Origin of the sequence: Streptomyces sp. x-80 (assembly GCF_046549095.1) — a bacterium.
In the GTDB taxonomy this organism is placed as follows: domain Bacteria; phylum Actinomycetota; class Actinomycetes; order Streptomycetales; family Streptomycetaceae; genus Streptomyces; species Streptomyces celluloflavus.
Genome location: NZ_JAJPWM010000012.1, coordinates 184929 through 203299 on the forward strand (window position 1 = coordinate 184929; position 18371 = coordinate 203299).

General features: G+C 72.1%; 19 protein-coding genes. 14 read left to right on the top strand and 5 right to left on the bottom strand.

Going from position 1 to position 18371, the window contains the following annotated elements; translation table 11 throughout:
* The first annotated feature begins 64 nt into the window (after positions 1-64).
* The 10 genes from ACLJWH_RS24755 (at position 65) to ACLJWH_RS24800 (ending at position 9506) form a co-directional block, all read left to right on the top strand.
* Positions 65-1789 carry a nitrite/sulfite reductase gene (locus ACLJWH_RS24755; RefSeq protein WP_411143927.1) on the top strand — a complete coding sequence of 575 codons (1725 nt, stop codon included), beginning with the start codon at positions 65-67 and terminating at the stop codon, positions 1787-1789.
* On the top strand, positions 1786-1986 hold the full coding sequence (locus ACLJWH_RS24760; RefSeq protein ID WP_411143928.1) for a hypothetical protein: 201 nt from the start codon (positions 1786-1788) through the stop codon (positions 1984-1986). Before ACLJWH_RS24755 ends, ACLJWH_RS24760 begins: the two co-directional genes overlap by 4 nt.
* Entirely contained in the window at positions 1983-2672 is a 690-nt protein-coding gene (locus ACLJWH_RS24765) for a phosphoadenylyl-sulfate reductase (RefSeq protein WP_131123218.1), read from the top strand. Before ACLJWH_RS24760 ends, ACLJWH_RS24765 begins: the two co-directional genes overlap by 4 nt.
* Positions 2673-2773: 101 nt before the next feature.
* A complete protein-coding gene (gene cysC / locus ACLJWH_RS24770) occupies positions 2774-3307 on the top strand; it encodes an adenylyl-sulfate kinase (protein ID WP_052856639.1) in 534 nt (177 codons plus the stop codon).
* On the top strand, positions 3304-4257 hold the full coding sequence (cysD, locus tag ACLJWH_RS24775) for a sulfate adenylyltransferase subunit CysD (RefSeq protein ID WP_411143929.1): 954 nt from the start codon (positions 3304-3306) through the stop codon (positions 4255-4257). The genes cysC and cysD overlap by 4 nt, the downstream gene beginning before the upstream one ends.
* Before the next feature lie 2 nt (positions 4258-4259).
* The gene (locus ACLJWH_RS24780; protein WP_411143930.1) at positions 4260-5600 is read left to right on the top strand and encodes a sulfate adenylyltransferase subunit 1; all 1341 of its coding nucleotides are present in this window, start codon (positions 4260-4262) and stop codon (positions 5598-5600) included.
* Between the two features lie 224 nt (positions 5601-5824).
* On the top strand, positions 5825-6934 hold the full coding sequence (locus ACLJWH_RS24785; protein WP_411143931.1) for an aliphatic sulfonate ABC transporter substrate-binding protein: 1110 nt from the start codon (positions 5825-5827) through the stop codon (positions 6932-6934).
* 40 nt (positions 6935-6974) lie between these two features.
* Entirely contained in the window at positions 6975-7778 is an 804-nt protein-coding gene (locus tag ACLJWH_RS24790; protein WP_411143932.1) for an ABC transporter ATP-binding protein, read from the top strand.
* On the top strand, positions 7765-8739 hold the full coding sequence (locus ACLJWH_RS24795; RefSeq protein ID WP_411143933.1) for an ABC transporter permease: 975 nt from the start codon (positions 7765-7767) through the stop codon (positions 8737-8739). The genes ACLJWH_RS24790 and ACLJWH_RS24795 overlap by 14 nt, the downstream gene beginning before the upstream one ends.
* A gap of 2 nt (positions 8740-8741) precedes the next feature.
* The gene (locus ACLJWH_RS24800) at positions 8742-9506 is read left to right on the top strand and encodes a sirohydrochlorin chelatase (RefSeq protein ID WP_411143934.1); all 765 of its coding nucleotides are present in this window, start codon (positions 8742-8744) and stop codon (positions 9504-9506) included.
* 278 nt (positions 9507-9784) lie between these two features.
* On the opposite strand, the gene ACLJWH_RS24805 is transcribed toward ACLJWH_RS24800, so the two are convergent.
* From ACLJWH_RS24805 to ACLJWH_RS24815, 3 genes are all read right to left on the bottom strand, one after another.
* The gene (locus tag ACLJWH_RS24805; protein WP_411143935.1) at positions 9785-10066 is read right to left on the bottom strand and encodes a FeoC-like transcriptional regulator; all 282 of its coding nucleotides are present in this window, start codon (positions 10064-10066) and stop codon (positions 9785-9787) included.
* Positions 10067-10155: 89 nt separating this feature from the next.
* On the bottom strand, positions 10156-12462 hold the full coding sequence (gene feoB / locus ACLJWH_RS24810; RefSeq protein ID WP_411143936.1) for a ferrous iron transport protein B: 2307 nt from the start codon (positions 12460-12462) through the stop codon (positions 10156-10158).
* A complete protein-coding gene (locus tag ACLJWH_RS24815; protein WP_411143937.1) occupies positions 12455-12808 on the bottom strand; it encodes a ferrous iron transport protein A in 354 nt (117 codons plus the stop codon). The genes feoB and ACLJWH_RS24815 overlap by 8 nt, the downstream gene beginning before the upstream one ends.
* Before the next feature lie 388 nt (positions 12809-13196).
* Here ACLJWH_RS24815 and ACLJWH_RS24820 point away from each other — a divergent pair, with 388 nt between their 5' ends.
* Complete coding sequence (locus tag ACLJWH_RS24820) at positions 13197-13904, top strand: Tn3 family transposase (RefSeq protein WP_411144019.1); 708 nt, start codon at positions 13197-13199, stop codon at positions 13902-13904.
* Here ACLJWH_RS24820 and ACLJWH_RS24825 read toward each other — a convergent pair.
* Positions 13792-14739: an alpha/beta hydrolase family protein gene (locus ACLJWH_RS24825; RefSeq protein WP_411143938.1), complete on the bottom strand. Its 948-nt coding sequence runs from the start codon at positions 14737-14739 to the stop codon at positions 13792-13794. The two genes, ACLJWH_RS24820 and ACLJWH_RS24825, sit on opposite strands and share 113 nt — an antisense overlap.
* A 164-nt stretch (positions 14740-14903) precedes the next feature.
* Between ACLJWH_RS24825 and ACLJWH_RS24830 the strand changes: the two genes are divergently transcribed.
* Both ACLJWH_RS24830 and ACLJWH_RS24835 read left to right on the top strand, forming a co-directional pair.
* Positions 14904-15275: a MerR family transcriptional regulator gene (locus tag ACLJWH_RS24830; protein ID WP_411143939.1), complete on the top strand. Its 372-nt coding sequence runs from the start codon at positions 14904-14906 to the stop codon at positions 15273-15275.
* 250 nt (positions 15276-15525) lie between these two features.
* Positions 15526-16416: an aminoglycoside phosphotransferase family protein gene (locus tag ACLJWH_RS24835; protein WP_411143940.1), complete on the top strand. Its 891-nt coding sequence runs from the start codon at positions 15526-15528 to the stop codon at positions 16414-16416.
* 45 nt (positions 16417-16461) lie between these two features.
* On the opposite strand, the gene ACLJWH_RS24840 is transcribed toward ACLJWH_RS24835, so the two are convergent.
* On the bottom strand, positions 16462-17175 hold the full coding sequence (locus ACLJWH_RS24840) for a 3'-5' exonuclease (RefSeq protein ID WP_411143941.1): 714 nt from the start codon (positions 17173-17175) through the stop codon (positions 16462-16464).
* 207 nt (positions 17176-17382) lie between these two features.
* Between ACLJWH_RS24840 and ACLJWH_RS24845 the strand changes: the two genes are divergently transcribed.
* Positions 17383-18303 carry an SDR family NAD(P)-dependent oxidoreductase gene (locus tag ACLJWH_RS24845; RefSeq protein WP_411143942.1) on the top strand — a complete coding sequence of 307 codons (921 nt, stop codon included), beginning with the start codon at positions 17383-17385 and terminating at the stop codon, positions 18301-18303.
* Positions 18304-18371 lie beyond the last annotated feature (68 nt).

Below are 18371 nucleotides of genomic sequence, written 5' to 3' on the forward strand. Positions count from 1 at the left end.
AGGTCGCAGTGGGTGCATCCTGCAAAGTCCGGACCCCTTGAGCCGCCCCGAAGGACGTACTCCCATGGCCGCCACCCCAGATGTGCCCCCGCCCCCGGCCGGGGGTGCTCCCGCCGCAGCATCGACGACCCGCCGCAGGACCGGACGACACCGCGGCGAAGGCCAGTGGGCCGTCGGCCACTTCACGCCGCTCAACGCCAATGAGCAGTTCAAGAAGGATGACGACGGTCTCAATGTACGGACACGTATTGAGACGATCTACGCCAAGTCCGGTTTCGACTCGATCGACCCCAGTGACCTGCGCGGACGCATGCGCTGGTGGGGTCTGTACACCCAGCGCAAGCCCGGGATCGACGGCGGCAAGACCGCGATCCTGGAGCCGGAGGAACTGGACGACTCGTACTTCATGCTGCGGGTCCGCATCGACGGCGGCCGGCTGACCACGGAGCAGTTGCGGGTGATCGGCGAGATCTCGCAGGAGTTCGCCCGCGGCACCGCGGACCTCACCGACCGGCAGAACGTGCAGTTCCACTGGATCCGCATCGAGGACATGCCGGAGATCTGGCGGCGGCTGGAGGGCATCGGCCTGTCCACCACCGAGGCGTGCGGCGACACCCCGCGCACCATCCTCGGCTCGCCGGTCGCCGGGATCGCCGAGAACGAGATCATCGACGGCACCCCGGTCATCGAGGAGATCCAGCGCCGGATCATCGGCAACCCGGACTTCTCCAACCTGCCGCGCAAGTTCAAGACCGCCGTCTCCGGTTCGCCGCTGCTGGACGTCGCGCACGAGATCAACGACATCTCGCTGGTCGGCGTGGTCCACCCGGAGCACGGGCCGGGCTTCGACATCTGGGTCGGCGGCGGACTGTCCACCAACCCCAAGCTCGGGGTGCGGCTGGGTGCCTGGGTGAGCGCCGAGGAGGCCGCCGATGTCCACGAGGGCGTCATCTCGATCTTCCGCGACTACGGCTACCGCCGGCTGCGCACCCGCGCCCGGCTGAAGTTCCTGGTCGCCGACTGGGGCCCGGAGAAGTTCCGCCGGGTACTGGAGGACGAGTACCTGGGGCGCAAGCTGACCGACGGTCCCGCGCCCGCGGAGCCCGACGGACGCTGGCGCGACCACGTCGGCGTGCACCGGCAGCGGGACGGCCGCTACTACGTGGGCTTCGCACCGCGCGTCGGCCGGGTGGACGGCACCACCCTGACCAAGATCGCCGAGCTGGCCGCGGCCCACGGCTCGGGCCGGCTGCGGAACACCACCGAACAGAAGATGATCGTGCTGGACATCGACGAGGCGCAGGTCGACTCGCTGGTGTCCGGGCTGGAGGCGCTGGACCTGCGGGTGACGCCGTCCCCGTTCCGGCGCGGCACGATGGCCTGCACCGGCATCGAGTTCTGCAAGCTGGCGATCGTCGAGACCAAGGGCCGCGGCGCCTCGCTGATCGACGAACTGGAGCGCCGGCTGCCGGAGTTCGACGAGCCGCTCACCATCAACATCAACGGCTGCCCGAACGCCTGCGCCCGGATCCAGGTCGCGGACATCGGCCTCAAGGGCCAGTTGGTGCTGGACGACGACGGCAACCAGGTCGAGGGCTACCAGGTGCATCTGGGCGGCGCGCTGGGCCTGGAGGCCGGTCTCGGGCGCAAGGTCCGCGGGCTGAAGGTCACCGCCGCCGGGCTCCCCGACTACGTCGAGCGGGTGCTGCGCACGTTCCTGGCGCAGCGCGCCGACGGCGAGCGGTTCGCCCAGTGGGCGGCCCGTGCGGAAGAAGGTGCGCTGAAGTGAGCGAGCGCGCCGCCCCGTTCCACTGTCCGTACTGCGGTGACGAGGACCTGCGGCCCTCCGCGGAGGGTTCGGTCCGCGGTGAGGGCGCCGCCTGGGAGTGCCGTGCGTGCAGCCGCGCGTTCCGGCTGAAGTTCCTGGGCCTGCTCTCCCGGGGACCCGCCGCCGGGACGTCCCCGTCCGATGGAGGTGCGTCGTGACCCATGCCACCGATCTGCCCCGGCTCGCCGAGCGCGCGGGCCGCGACCTGGAGGACGCGGATCCGCTCGACATCCTCAGCTGGGCGGCCGAGACCTTCGGTCCGCGCTTCTGCGTCACCTCCTCAATGGAGGACGCGGTCGTCGCGCACCTCGCCTCGCGGGTGATCCCCGGCGTGGACGTGGTGTTCCTCGACACCGGCTACCACTTCCCCGAGACGATCGGGACGCGGGACGCGGTGGCGGCGGTGCTGGACGTCAACGTCATCACCCTGACGCCCCGTCAGACGGTGGCGGAGCAGGACGCCGAGTACGGGCCGAAACTGCACGACCGCGACCCGGACCTGTGCTGCGCGCTGCGCAAGGTCAAGCCGCTCGAAGAGGGCCTGACCGCATACGACGCCTGGGCGACCGGGCTGCGCCGGGACGAGTCCCCGACCCGCGCGGGCACCCCGGTCGTCGGCTGGGACGCCCGGCGCCGCAAGGTCAAGGTCTCGCCGATCGCCCGCTGGACGCAGGACGACGTGGACACGTACATCACCGAACACGCCGTGCTCACCAACCCGCTGCTGATGGACGGCTACACGTCGGTCGGCTGCGCGCCCTGCACCCGGCGGGTGCTGGCCGGTGAGGACGCGCGGGCCGGCCGCTGGGCCGGCTTCGGCAAGACCGAGTGCGGGCTGCACTGATGCGGACCGCACCGAGAACGGGCCCGCCGGGGCCCCACGGCCCGCAGGGCCGTCAGCGCACAGAGGATGTTCAGGACGTTGCGGATGTTCAGGAGATACCGATGACGGGCGCCACGGTGTGGCTGACCGGACTGCCGAGCGCGGGCAAGACCACGATCGCCCGCGCGCTCGCCGAGCGGCTGCGCGCCGAGGGCCGCCGGGTCGAGGTCCTGGACGGCGACGAGATCCGCGAGTTCCTCTCCGCCGGTCTGGGCTTCAGTCGCGCGGACCGGCACACCAACGTCCAGCGGATCGGTTTCGTCGCCGAACTGCTGGCGCGCCACGGGGTGATCGCGCTGGTGCCGGTGATCGCGCCGTACGCGGACTCCCGCGAGGCGGTCCGCAAGCGTCACCAGTCCACGGGCAGCGGGTATCTGGAGGTGCATGTGGCCACCCCGGTCGCGGTGTGCTCCGAACGCGACGTCAAGGGGCTGTACGCGAAGCAGGCAGCCGGCGAGATATCCGGGCTGACCGGCGTGGACGACCCGTACGAAGAGCCCGAATCGCCCGATCTGCGCATCGCGTCGCACACCCAGACCGTGCCGGAGTCCGCCGCCGCGCTGCACGCGCTGCTCGTCGAAAGGGGACTGGCGTGACCACCGCGACCGCCCGGACCGGGACCGGCGGCGACTCCGGGGGCGACGGGAGCCCCTACGCGCTGTCGCACCTGGACGTCCTGGAGTCCGAGGGCGTGCACATCTTCCGCGAGGTGGCGGGCGAGTTCGAACGGCCGGTGATCCTCTTCTCCGGCGGCAAGGACTCCATCGTGATGCTGCACCTCGCGCTGAAGGCGTTCGCGCCGGCCGCGGTGCCCTTCGCGCTGCTGCACGTCGACACCGGGCACAACTTCCCCGAGGTCCTCGACTACCGCGACCGCACCGTCGCCCGGCACGGGCTGCGGCTGCACGTCGCCGCCGTCCAGGACTTCATCGACCGCGGCGAACTGCGCGAACGCCCGGACGGGACGCGTAACCCGCTCCAGACCGTCCCGTTGCTGGACGCGATCGAGCAGAACCGTTTCGACGCGGTCTTCGGCGGCGGCCGCCGGGACGAGGAGAAGGCGCGCGCCAAGGAGCGGATCTTCTCGCTGCGCGACGAGTTCGGCGGCTGGGATCCGCGCCGCCAGCGCCCCGAGCTGTGGCAGCTCTACAACGGCCGGCACGCGCCCGGCGAACACGTCCGGGTCTTCCCGCTGTCCAACTGGACCGAGCTGGACGTGTGGCAGTACATCGCCCGCGAGCGGATCGAACTGCCCGCCATCTACTACGCCCACGAGCGCGAGGTCTTCGCCCGCGGCGGTATGTGGCTGGCCCCCGGCGGCTGGGGCGGCCCCAAGGACGGCGAGCCGCTGGAGACCCGGCAGGTGCGGTACCGCACGGTCGGCGATATGTCCTGCACCGGTGCCGTCGACTCCGACGCCGCCACCATCGAGGCCGTCATCGCGGAGATCGCCGCGTCCCGGCTCACCGAGCGGGGCGCGACGAGGGCCGACGACAAGCTGTCCGAGGCCGCCATGGAGGACCGTAAGCGCGAGGGGTACTTCTGATCATGAGCTCCACCATCACCGCCCACACGGGCGCCACCTCGCTGCTGCGGTTCGCCACCGCCGGCTCGGTCGACGACGGTAAGTCGACGCTGGTCGGCCGGCTGCTGCACGACTCCAAGTCGGTCCTCGCCGACCAGCTGGAGGCCGTCGAGCACGCCTCCCGCAACCGCGGGCAGGAGGCGCCCGACCTGGCGCTGCTGACCGACGGGCTGCGCGCCGAACGCGAGCAGGGCATCACCATCGACGTCGCGTACCGCTACTTCGCCACTCCCCGGCGCCGGTTCATCCTGGCCGACACCCCCGGGCATGTGCAGTACACCCGCAACATGGTCACCGGTGCCTCCACCGCCGAACTGGCCGTGGTGCTGGTGGACGCCCGCAACGGTGTGGTCGAGCAGACCCGCCGGCACGCCGCGGTCGCCGCCCTGCTGCGGGTCCCGCAGGTCGTGCTGGCCGTCAACAAGATGGACCTGGCCGGCTACGCCGAGCCCGTCTTCGCCGCCATCGCCGAGGAGTTCACGACGTACGCGGCCTCCCTGGGCATCTCCGAGGTCACCGCCATCCCGATCTCGGCGCTGGCCGGCGACAACGTCGTGGCGCCGTCCGCCACCATGGACTGGTACGGCGGCCCGACGGTGCTGGAGCATCTGGAGACCGTCCCCGTCATCGCCGACCCGTCCGCCGATCCGGGCCGCTTCCCGGTCCAGTACGTCATCCGTCCGCAGACCCCGGAGCACCCCGACTACCGCGGCTACGCGGGCCAGATCGCCTCCGGTGTGCTGCGCGTCGGCGACGCCGTCACTGTCCTGCCCTCGGGCCGGACGAGCACCATCGAGGGGATCGACGCGCTGGGCCGGGCCGTGGACACGGCCTGGGCGCCGCAGTCGGTGACCGTGCGGCTCGCCGACGACCTCGACATCTCGCGCGGTGATCTGATCGCCCCGACCGCCACCGTGCCGGCCGCCTCCCAGGACATCGAGGCGACCATCTGCCATGTGGCGGACCGTCCGCTGCGGGCCGGCGACCGGGTGCTGCTCAAGCACACCACCCGTACGGTCAAGGCGATCGTCAAGGACATCCCGTCCCGGCTGACGCTGGACGATCTCTCCCAGCATCCGGCGCCCGGTGAACTGGTCGCCAACGACATCGGACGGATCACCGTCCGCACCGCCGAGCCGCTGGCGCTGGACGCCTACGCCGACTCCCGGCGCACCGGCTCCTTCCTGCTGATCGACCCGGCCGACGGGACGACGCTGACCGCGGGCATGGCGGGCACCGCCTTCGCGGCGGCCGCCGAAGCCGCACCGGCCGCCGTGGCGGACGACGAGGGATGGGACTTCTGATCATGCCCCAGGACATGTTCTCGACGTTCGCGAAGGAGGGCGGCCGCATCGGCAGCGGCGCCCGCGGCAGCGGCCAGGGCGGAGTCGGCCGATGTGTGCGCTGACGATGCCCCGCTCGCTGTCCCCCGCGTATCCCGCACCCCGCCTCCGAAGATCCACCGATCTGCCGGGCGCGCCCTGACAGGCGCGCGCTGAACCGGCACCCTCCGAGAGGAACACCTCCCGTGTCTGCCGTTCGTCACCGTCTGCTGGCGGCCGCCGCCGCCGTCCCGCTGCTGACCCTCGCGCTGGGTGCCTGCGGCTACGGTTCCCAGGCCAGAAAGGACACCGCGTCCGAGGTCGTCCCGCAGGGCGCGAAGACCGACGGGCTGGACGAGGTGAAGATCGGGTTCTTCGGCAACACCACGCACGCCACTCCCCTGGTGGGCATCCGCAAGGGCCTGTTCCAGAAGGAGCTGGGCGGCACACGGGTGAAGTCGTCGGTCTTCAACGCGGGACCCGCGGAGATCGAGGCCCTCAACTCGGGCGCCATCGACATCGGCTGGATCGGCCCCTCCCCGGCGATCAACGGCTACACCAAGTCGCACGGCAAGAGCCTGAAGATCATCGCGGGTTCGGCCTCCGGCGGCGTCTCGCTGGTGGTCGATCCCAAGAAGATCAAGAGTCTGGCGGACCTCAAGGGCAAGACGATCGCGACCCCACAGCTGGGCAACACCCAGGACGTCGCGCTGCTCAACTTCCTGGCCCAGCGCGGCTACACGGTCGACGCCACCACCGGGAAGGGCGAGGTCACCGTCCAGCGCACCGAGAACAAGGTGACGCCGACCGCCTTCCAGCAGGGCGGTATCGACGGCGCCTGGGTGCCGGAACCCACCGCGGCCAAGCTCGTCAGCGTGGGCGGTACGCGGCTGCTGGACGAGAAGTCGCTGTGGCCGAACGGCAAGTTCGTCATCACGAACGTGATCGTCTCGCAGAAGTTCCTCAAGGAGCACCCCAAGGCCGTGGAGGCGGTGCTGCGCGGCTCGGTCCGGACCAATGCCTGGATCCGGTCCCACCCCGCCGAGGCGGCGCAGGCGCTCAACGACCAGCTCGCCGATCCGCAGATCGCCGGAAAGGCACTGCCGGCGGACATCATCGGCCCGGCGTTCAAGAACACCGATGTCATCGATGACCCGCTGGCCGCCACTCTCCGGCAGGAGGCGGACCACGCCGTCAAGGCCGGTCTGCTGAAGCAGCCCGACCTCAAGGGCATCTACGACCTCACGCTGCTGAACAAGGTGCTCAGTGCCGAGGGCAGGGCGCCGGTCGACGACGCCGGTCTCGGCAGCGAGTAGTCCCGCCCCAGCAGCACCGCATCCCCAGGAGGTGACACCGATGACGACCACCACGCTCACCCAGCAGCCCGCTGCGGCGGATACCGGCACCGCGGCCCCGTACGCCGTTCGCATCGACCATGTCTCGAAGACGTTCGGCCGCCCCGGCGCGCAACAGCATGTCCTGGACGACATCAGCATCGATGTCGCGCCGGGCGAGTTCGTCTGCCTCCTGGGGGCCTCGGGCTGCGGCAAGTCCACCCTCCTCAACCTCGTGGCCGGGCTCGACGCGCCGTCCGCCGGCGGCATCGAGACGCCCGGTGGGCGGCCGGCCCTGATGTTCCAGGAGCACGCGCTGTTCCCCTGGCTGACCGCGGGCCGCAACATCGAGCTCGCGCTGCGGCTGCGCGGGCTGCCGCGCGCCGAGCGCCGTACCGAGGCGGAGCGGCTGCTCGAACTCGTCCGGCTCTCGGGCGCGTACGGCAAGCGGGTGCACGAGCTGTCGGGCGGTATGCGCCAGCGCGTCGCGATGGCCCGCGCGCTCGCCCAGGACAGCCGGCTGCTGCTGATGGACGAGCCGTTCGCCGCGCTCGACGCCATCACCCGGGACGTCCTGCACGACGAACTGACCCGTATCTGGCGGGAGACCGGTCTGTCGGTCCTCTTCGTCACCCACAACGTCCGCGAGGCGGTGCGGCTCGCCGAGCGGGTGGTGCTGCTGTCCTCCCGGCCCGGCCGGATCGCCCATGAGTGGCGGGTGGACATCCCGCAGCCGCGGCGCATCGAGGACGCCGCGGTCGCCGACCTGTCCGTCGAGATCACCGAACAGCTCCGTGGGGAGATCCGCCGCCATGGCCAGCACTGAGACCGAGGCCCAGTCCGCTGCCGGGAGCGGTGGCGGCACCGGCGCCGGGCAGAGCGCCGCCACGGCGTCGGCCGGTCCGGCCGGTGCCGCACCCGGCGGGCCGCCCGGGGACCTCGCCGGTCTGGAGGCCGGCCTGGACGCCCTGGACGCCGCGGTCGCCCACCGGCAGCCCTGGCTGCGTACCGTCGCCACGAAGGCGTTCCCGCCCGTCGTCGCCGTCGTCATCGTGCTCGGCCTGTGGCAGCTCGCCTACCACTTCGCGCTCAAACCGCACTACCTGCTGCCGAGCCCCGTCGACGTGGGCCGGTCGTTGCAGGAGAAGTGGCTCGAAGGCACCCTGCTGAGCTTTGTGTGGACCAGCGTCTCGCGCGGCGCCCTCGGCTTCCTGGCCTCGGTCGTCCTCGGTACGGCGCTCGGGCTGGTCGTCGCCCGGGTCAAGGTCGTGCGGGCCGCGATCGGGCCGATCCTGAGCGGGTTGCAGTCCCTGCCGTCGGTGGCCTGGGTGCCCGCGGCGATCATCTGGTTCGGGCTGAGCGACGCCACGATCTACGCCGTGGTCCTGCTCGGCGCCGTCCCCTCCATCGCCAACGGGCTGGTCGCCGGGGTCGACCAGATCTCCCCGCTCTACCTGCGGGCGGGCCGCACCCTCGGCGCGACCGGGCTCGCCGGGGTGCGGCACGTCCTGCTGCCGGCCGCGCTGCCGGGCTATCTCGCCGGGCTCAAACAGGGCTGGGCCTTCTCCTGGCGCTCCCTGATGGCCGCCGAACTCATCGTCAACGCGCCCGATCTGGGCACCGGACTGGGCCAGCTCCTGGAGCAGGGACGGGAGTTGCAGGACATGTCCTGGGTACTGGCCGCGATCCTGCTGATCCTGATCGTCGGTATCGGCATCGAGTTGCTGATCTTCGCCCCGATGGAACGGCATGTGCTGCGCAGCCGCGGCCTCCTCGTGAAGGGCTGATCATGTACGCGCCGCCCCCGCTCCTCGTCATCGCCCACGGCAGCCGCGACCCGCGGCACGCGGCGACCGTCACCGCGCTCTGCGCACGGGTACGGGCACTGCGGCCGGGGCTGCGGACCGAGGTCGGCTATCTCGACTTCACCACGCCCGCCGTGCCGCACGTGCTGGAGCGGCTGGCGGCCGAGGGCGTACGGGAGGTCGTGGCGCTGCCGCTCCTCCTCACCCGCGCCTTCCACGCGAAGTCCGACATCCCGGCGGTGCTGCGGGCGGCCACGGCGCGGCTGCCCCTGCTGACCGTGCACCGGGCCGAAGTCCTCGGCCCGTCCCCCCTCCTGACGGCCGCGCTGGAGCGCCGGCTGGAGGAGGCCGGGCTGCGGCCCGGCGACCGCCGCTCGACCGGGGTCGTGCTGGCCTCGGCGGGCTCCAGTGACCCGGAGGCGATCGCAGTGATCGCTGAAACCGCGCGGGAGTGGCGGCGCACTGCTGGTTGGTGTGCCGTGCGGCCTGCGTTCGCCTCCGCTTCCCTCCCCCGCACGGCGGACGCCGTACGGGCCCTGCGGGCGGCGGGCGTCGGGCGCGTCGCCGTCGCCCCGTACGTCATCGCCCCCGGTTTCCTCCCGGACCGCATCGCGGCCGGGGCCCGGGAGGCGGGCGCCGATCTCCTCGCGCCCGTGCTCGGCCCGGCCCCCGAACTGGCCCGCCTCCTGCTGCGGCGCTACGACCAATCGGTCCGCACCCGCCGGGGCGCGCCCGCGCTGACGGCCTGAGGGTCCGTGCCCGGCACGGCGCCGGCCGCCGCGCTCCGTGGGGGTGAGCGCGGTGGCCGGCGTGCGGTGTGGGTGTTTCACCGCGGCCCGGACGGACGTGAGGTGTACCGCCGGGGCTGGCTCAGAACCCTGACGGATTGACGGGTCCAATTCAAGGTTCGCCAGGGCGTGTGCGGGGACGTGTGAGATAAACAACAACATTACATAAATACAAATGCCCCACAGTCGGGCAAACAGCCCCACCGGATGGAACCTGAGGGACTCAACTCCGTTTACTTTTACGTAACAGGGGGTGACACCGCGCGAATCGTGTGCAGGACGGTGCCGCCCGCCCGGCCGTCCCGCGCCCCGCAGGACGTCCACCCGGCGCAGCCGCCGCAGCCGCTCTCCGGACAGCCCCCGCTCACCGCTTCCCGGGTCAGCAGACCGCGGCCCACCCAGTACTCGACCATCGACGCCACTTCGTCGGGCCCGACGCCGACCCGCGCCGCGATGTCCTCCAGCCGTGCGCCACCGCGCGCCCGGCGCATTTCGACCAGAACGCGGCGGAGCGGACTCACGGCCCCGCCGGGCGCGACGCCCCGGCCGGCCCCGCCGCTCCCGGCCCCCTCCTCGGTCCGGTCCCCGGCCCGCCGCCGACCATGGAGACTCACCACCACAGCCGTCCCACCTGGAAGACACCCACCGCCAGGAGCCAGGCGACGGCGAGTTGCAGCCCGTTGGAGAGCAGCGTCATCCGGCGCCCCAGCTCCTGCCACTGGGTGGCGATGGTCGTCATGCACGGCGTGTACGCCAGGAGGAAGACCAGGAACGCGAGGACGGCGGGCAGCGGATGGCCACCGGACGAAGCGGTGAACGTCGCCCGCAGCCGCGTCCCCAGCTCGCCACCGTCGCCCGGGTGCCCGGTATCGTCCGGCTGCCGCGCGCCGTACGTCTGGGCGACGGTCGCCACCACCGCCTCCTTCGCGACGAAGCCGGTGCCCAGCGCGGCCGCGGCGTGCCAGTCGCCGAAACCCGCCGGGCCGAAGACCGGTGCGACAGCGCGCGAGGTGGCGCCGAAGACGCTCCGCTCGATCGGCGCCGCACCGAAACCCGTGCCGGGGGCGGCGCCCGCCGGGATCGCGGAGAGCAGCCAGACGGCCGTGACGGTCGCCACGATGATGCCGCTCGCGGTCCGCAGGAACCCGGTGAGCTTGAGCCAGGTCTGGGTGCCGACGACCCGGAAGGTCGGCAGCCGGTACGGCGGCAGTTCCAGCACCAGCGCCTCACCGCGCAGTTCACGGAAGAGGGTGCGGCGCAGCAGCAGGCCGATGGCGAGGACGAGCAGGATCGAGACGACGTACATCGCGAAGACGACCGTGCCGGCCGCGCTGCCGAAGAAGACACCGGCCAGGAGGACGTAGACGGTCAGCCGGGCGCTGCACGACACATACGGGATGATCATGCCGACTAGCAGCCGCTGCCTCGGGTTGCCGAGGATGCGCAGCCCCGCGAGCGCCGGGACGTTGCAGCCGAAGCCGACGATGATCGGGAGAAAGGCGCGCCCCGGCAGGCCCAGCCGGCGCATCGCGCGGTCCACGACGAAGGCCGCGCGTGCCATGTAGCCGGAGTCCTCCAGGACGGCCAGCAGCACGAACATGATGACCATCAGGGGCACGAAGGTGAGCAGTTGCCCCACACCGCCGATGACCCCGCCGACGAGCAGCCCGCGCAGCCAGGCCGGGGCGCCGAGCGCGTCGAGTCCGGCGGACGCGGCGCCCGCGACCGGCCCGTCGAAGAACGCGCCCAGCCCGTCCTGGAGCGGTTTCGCGAGGGTCGTGGTCGCGGTGAACACCAGCCACATGACGCCGAGGAAGAGCGGTATGCCGAACCACCGGGACGTCAGGACCCGGTCGACGCGGTCGGAGAGCGTGCGCCCGTGGCCCGCACCGCCGTGCCGCTGGGTCCGTACGGCCGCCAGCACCTCGTGCACCCAGGCGTAACGGGCTTCGGCGCGCAGCAGACCGGCGTCGGAGTCCTCGTGCGGTGACCGGTCGTCGCCGTCCTGCCGGGGCGGCTCGGCGGTGCGGTCCGGGTCCGGCACACCGGCTTCCCGGTCCGGGTGCGGCGGCGCGGTGCCGGCCGGGCCGGCGGGCGCGGCGGCCGGCCCGCCGGGCTCGGCGCCCGGCCGGAGGGCGAAGGGACGTGGCGGGCCGTCGGCGGACAGTTCCCGCCGTACGGCCGCGGCGAGGCCGGCCAGGCCCTGCCGTCTGCGCGGGACGACCGGCACCACCGATACGCCCAACTCCGCCGCCAGCGCCGCCACATCGATGACGATCCCGCGCGCCGCCGCGACATCCGTCATGGTGAGCGCCACCACACAGCGCACACCCGTCTCACGCACCTCCGCGATCAGATAGAGGTTCCGGGCGAGGTTGGCCGCGTCAGCGGCGATGACGACCAGATCGGGCCGCGCCTCGGCGGGCCGGCCCGCGTCGGACGGCCGGTCGTCGGGGTGTCGGGCGTCGGGGTGTCGGGCGTCGAGGTGCCCGGTCAGCAGATCGCGGGTGAGTTCCTCGTCCGGGGAGCGCGGTACGAGGCTGTAGGTGCCCGGGAGGTCCACCAGTTCCACGGCGCCGCCCGGCCGGTCCGCGGCCGCCGGGCCGGCCGCCGCGTCCGGGTCGTCCGCCGCGTCCGGGCCGTCCGGGTCGTCCGGCCGCCAGGTGCCGCGGGCGACCCGGACCGTCTTGCCGGGCCAGTTCCCGACGTGCTGACGCGCCCCGGTCAGGGCGTTGAACAGCGTCGACTTACCGACATTGGGGTTCCCGACGAGGGCGACCACGGGCGCGGTACGGATACCCGGCCCCCGGCGCACGCCCAGTCCCGCGGCGCGCCCCTCGCCGCCGTCCGCACCGCGTCGCTTCCCGGGGTGCGCATCGTCCGTGCCACAGCAGGACTTGACCGCCCGCTCAGGCATGAACGGCCGTCCCGGGAACCACAGCAGTCGCCGAGCCTGCCGGGGAGGGAGCAGCCGCAGAGCTTGCCGGGGCTCCAGGGGTCGCAGTGCCGGCAGCGGGCCCAGCAGTGGCCGGGTTCGCGGGCAGCGGGGGCAGTACGCGCACCCCGGCCGCGGTCGCGCCGTCCAGGGCCACCCGCGCGTCGCCGAGGGCGACGAGAAGTCCGCCCGCGGTGCCGCGCCCCACGACCCGTATCTCGGCGCCGCGCACAAAGCCCAGCTCGGCGAGCCGCAGCCGGTCCGCCACCGGGACGCGGACCTCGGCCACCCGTACCCGGGTCCCGGGCCCGCAGCCTCGCAGGGTCATCGCTCCACTCCTCCCTGGAGCCCGCCCGGATCGCCTCCGGAGCAAGGCTTGGTTAGTGCACCCTAAGTGCCGGATTTCGATGATGCGCCGGGAATTTGGCGGAACCTCACCAGGGCGGCGATTCGAGGTCTTTCGTCACCAGGGAAGTGACCTTGGCCCCGCGACTTTCTTGAGTTCAGCATCTTCGAGGGTTCTCCGGCTCGAACTTGAGGCTGCTACCGGCCGTCGTGTGCGGTGGGTGAAGCCCCGCGAGGACGATCGACGGTCGTGGCCCGCACCCCGTTGGACCTGGATGAACTGGTCGAGCACTGGACGCTGCTGAAGGACGAGCCCGTCAGAAATCGGCTTTGGCATCACCAGGCTGCTGAACTTCGATCCGCTGCCGAGGATCAAGCGGTTCAACAGGGTCAGGCTGCACCGCCCCGCGGCCGACGAACCGGACGTCCGTCCACAGCTCACCCCGGCCCTGACCCGCCCGATCCGCTGGAATCTCATCACCCAGCAGCACGACCAGATGATCAAGTACGCCACGGCGATCCGTACGCGGCCCGCGTCCGCGTCCGACCGGCGCGACGAGCAGGAGATGTTCGTGCTCTGTCGCAGAATCTTGCAGTCGGCCCTGGTCCACGTGAACACCCTGATGCTCCAGGACGTCCTGGACGAGCCGGAGTGGGCAGACCCGCTCACCCCCGCCGACCGGTGCGGCCTGACCCCGCTGTTCTGGTCCCATGTACGCCCGTACGGGGAGGTCAGCCTGGACATGGACGCCCGCCTCGACCTTGCCGCGGTCAGACTTCCGAGCCCCGAGTACCGACGGACGCCGTCGGCTTGCAGGCATCTGTGCGTGCGTAGGCGTGGTCGGCCGGATCGGTCCCCACGAAGTATCGCCGCGCTCGTACACCCGTGTGCGAGACGCCGTCGTCGAAGGGCTGACGCCGTGCCAAGGACTGCGACCGCCCCGGAGGTGGTCGCTTCTCAGCGCTTCACTTGGATTCGATCCGCCCCATGGGGGCGGCGCTCTCCGACAGAGCCTTCTGCACCGCCGTCCAGTTGGTGTCCTCGATGCCGAGTGCGTGGCGAAGGTAGGCCCAGGTGACCCGTTGGATCAGGGCCACGCGCTCGGGGTTCTCGTCCGTCGTCTCCCGGACTTCGTAGCCGGCGATTCCGCCGAGGGAGTGCTCCGCCCCGAACAGAGTGAGCAGGCTCTTGCGCTCCGGGCTCAGGTGGTACGGGTCGGCGAGCCACTTCGGCCCTCTGACGGAGAGCGGTAGCTCATCCCTGTCCCCCGCGACCACGAGGGCCGGCGTGGTCATGTGCGCGAAATCCGGTCCCTTCAACCACGGGAGGTTCTCCGCCGCGAAGGGGGTCAGGTCGGCTCCGCCCCTGCCGGCAGTGGCAAGCAGCACGCCCGCCTTGATCCGCGAGTCGGACAGGTCTTCCGCACTCTTGCTCACCGGATCGAGGACGCGCAGGCCCAGCAGAGTGCCCGCCGTCTGGCCGCCGAAGGAGTGTCCGGCCGCGGCGATGCGGCTTCGGTCCAGGCGCCCGCTGAGACCGGGAACGGCGGCCTCCAGCAGATCGAGCTGGTCGAGGATGCGCTTCATGTCCTGGACGCGGAAGCGCCAGAGCCGCGGTGTGCGGGGATCGTCCTGGGGAACACCCACGGTCCTGGAGTCGAGATGGGTGGGCTGGATCACCACGAAACCGTGAGCGGCCCAGAAGTCGGTCAGAGGACCGTAGCCGTTCAACGACGACCCGAAGCCGTGCGAGAAGACGATGACCGGCAGTTCACTCCCGGTTGTCGGCGCGGAAATCCTCACCCACAGGCTCTCACCACGGCCCGGCGCTTCCAGCACCACCGGCTTCACCGAGACGATGGGGGCGGGGGCGGTGACGGCCACGTCCGTGGCCGCCGCGTCTGATGCGGTCATGGGCAGATCTTCCTTCGCGTTTCCGATGGGGAAGCTGTCGAACAAGCTGGTCACGGTCTCGTCCTTCGCCTTGGCGGAGGGGGTGAGCCGTCGCGGGATACGCTAAAACCTGACGCTGACGTCAGAGGCAAGAAGTGTTGTCCGGCTCACATCGGAGAGACATGATGCGTATCGGCGAGCTCGCCACCAGGACGGGCGTCAGCGTTCGGGCGCTGCGCTACTACGAGGAACAGAACCTGCTCGCCTCGGAACGCAGCCCCAGCGGCCAGCGGCAGTACCCGGACGGCGCGGTCGACCGTGTCCAGCTGATCCAGCAGTTGTACGCCGCCGGGCTGCCGAGCAAGTCGATCGCGGATCTGCTGCCGTGTGTCGTGGACGGTGAGGCCACGCCGGAGCTGCTCGACCGGCTTTCGGCGGAACGGGATCGCATCGACAGCCGGATCGGCGATCTGGTGGACGCCCGGGACAGGCTGGGCACCGTCATCGCCGCCGCCACCGCGAACTGGCGAACAGGCCAGCGCTGCCGACCCCAGTAACCAGATCCGTAAGTACGGGTTCGCGGCTCGATCGACGCCGCATCTTGCCCGTGAAACGGTGTCGAAGAGTCGGTGGCGGCTCGCGCCCCACCCCGCTGCCCGCGCGTGGAGACCCCCACCCCACCGGTCCGCACCCCGATCTCCCCACCGGGGTCTTCCCACCGAGGTCTCCCCACCCCGGTCTCCCCACCGGGGCGGAATCGCGTACCTGAGACACTGGTCGCGTCCACGCACCGCAGGAGGCAGCACGATGACCGAACCGAGCTACGGCGCCTTTACGGAGGCGCGCGCCCGGGACGTCCTGGCCGCGGCCGGGCATCTTGGGGCGGCGGCGGACGCCGAGCTGCTCTCGCTCGGCGAGAACGCCGTTTTCGCCCTCGGCGACCACGGGCCGGTCGTACGGGTGGGCCGCAGCCCCGAGCTGCTGGCGCGCGCCGAGCGGGAGCTGGGCGTGGCCCACTGGCTGGCCGCCGAGGGCGTGTCGGCGGTACGGGCCGCGGAGCCGGTGGCCACCCTGGTCGACGGGCATCCCGTGACGTACTGGCAGCGGCTGCCCGAGCCCGTCCGCCCCGCGGGGCCGGGCGATCTCGCCGCGCTGCTGAAGCTCGTGCACGCCCTGCCGGAACCGCCGTTCGCACTCCCCCGGCGCGAGCTGCTCGACGGCGTCGAGCGCTGGCTGCGGCTGGCCGGCGACGCCGTGTCGGCGCAGGACGCGGAGTATCTGCGCGGGCGGCGGGACGCCTTCGCACTGGCCGCGACCGCGCTGGAGCCGCATCTGACCCGCGGTCCCATCCACGGCGACGCGCTGACCCGTAACGTCCATATCGGCCCCGACGGGCCGGTGCTGGTCGATCTGGAGACCTTCTCCTCCGATCTGCGCGAACACGACCTCGTCGTGATGGCTCTGAGCCGGGACCGCTACGGACTGCCGGCGGACGCGTACGACACCTTCGTGTCGGTCTACGGCTGGGACGTACGGGACTGGGAGGGCTGCGCGGTGCTGCGCGGCTCCCGGGAGACGGCCAGTTGCGCCTGGGTCTCCCAGCACGCCCCCGGAAATCCGGCGGCCCTCAAGGAGTTCCGGCGCCGGATCGCCTCACTGCGCGAGAAGGACGCGACGGTGCGGTGGTACCCGTTCTGAACGGCGGCCCCTGAACCCCTCCCCCACCCCTGTGTCCGCCGCGGCTCAGGGCTGGTACGGGATCAGCGGCCAGGCCCCCTCGACGCTCGCCCGCGGATCACCGGAGCGCCGCAAATACGCCTGGAACGAGGCGGCTTGGCCGGCCGCCGCCGTCTCCTGAAGGGCGTGCAGCGCGCGGGGTGCGGGCAGCGCGACGGCCGGGTACTTCTCCCCGATGCGCCGGGCCACCCCGGCCGCGGCCGCCGCGTCCGCGCCCGCTTCGTGCGCGGCGTCGAGCGGCACGCCGTAGTGCTCGCAGAGGGCCTGCAACGCGCGCTTCCCCTTGCGGTAGCGGTCCACGTGTTTGTCGAGGACCAGGGGATCGACGACCGGCGCCGGGGTGTGCCCGAGCCGCTCGGACAGCGTCCGCAGGCCATGGCGCCGGCATTCGCGGTCCAGCAGCGAGAGGTCGTACCGCGCGTTCATCACCACCAGCGGGATGTCCGCGCGCAGGGCCTCGGCGAGCGCCTCGGTGATCTCCTCTATCGCGGTCACCGGCGAACTGCCGTGTTCTCGGACATATGAGGTCGATATGCCATGAATGGCCGCTGCCTCTTCGGGAATCGGCACGCCCGGATCGAGGAGCCAGGACCGCTTGTCCACCGCCCGGCCGTCCCCCTCCAGCCGGAGCAGCGCGGCGGTGACGATACGGTCCCGCTCTATGTCGGTGCCCGTGGTCTCCAGGTCGAAGCTGACCAGCAGCTCCTGATGCCAGCTCATGGCGGCCTCCTTCGGTGGTGCGTCCCCCGTTGCTCGCCCACTCTCCCACGCGCCACTGACAATCCACCGGCCCGGCCCCGCAGACCCCGTACCGCCCCGTCCCGGCACCGTCCGGTCAGGCCCGTCCCCACCGGCCCGGCCGACGCGAACCGGTCACCGTCGCCGCGCCCCCGCCCCGCTCCGCCGAGCGCCCCTACGCTGGCCGCCATGGACCTACGGCTGGCAGGACACGGTGCGCTGGTGACGGGCAGCAGTTCGGGGATCGGGACGGCGATCGCCGAGACGCTGGCGGGCGAGGGGTGCGACATCCTCGTCCACGGGCGGAACGCCGCGGCCGCGGCCGCCGTCGCCGAGCGGGTCACGCTCCGCGGCGTCCGCTCGGAGGTGGTGCTGGGCGATCTGACCGAGCCGGGCGTCGCCGAACAGGTCGCGCTCACCGCACGGGACTTCGGAGCGCGCATTCTGGTCAACAACGCCGGTCCGTTCGCCGAGCACGACTGGGACAGCGCCCGGCCGGCCGACTGGCGGGCCGCGTTCGAGGGGAACGTCCTGCCGACGGTACGGGTCACCCAGACCCTGCTGCCGTCGCTCCGCGCGCACGGCTGGGGCCGGGTGATCACCATCGGCAGCCGGGCCGTACGGACCCCGCTGCCCCATATGGTCACGTACTCGGCGGCGAAGGCGGCCGTGGTGAACATGACCACGAGCCTGGCCCGGCACCTCGCCGGGACCGGGGTGACCGCGAACTGTGTGAGCCCAGGCGTGATCAGCACGCCGTCGCTGCACCGGATGTTCGAGGAGCGGGCGGCAGCGGCGCACGGCCCTGCGGACGAGGCGGATGAGACGGACGAGCTGGGCGAGATGGGCGAGATGGGTATGGCGGACGCGAGGGACGTGGCGGAGAGCGGTGGCGGGCGTGGACCGGTGACCGGGTCCGGTACGCCGGTCCGGTCCGGGCCCGGACCGGTGGCAGCGGAGCTCGTCGCGGAGTACGCGCCGATCCCGGCCGGGCGGCTGGGGCGCCCGCAGGACATCGCGGCCGCGGTCGCCTATCTGGCCAGCCCGCTCGCCGACTACGTCAACGGCATCGAGCTGCGGGTCGACGGCGGTATCACCGGTACGTCGTAACCGGCGCGCACCGAGCGGCCGGCCGGGACGGTGCGGCGCTGTCCCGCCCGGCGCCGCACCGCGGGGCG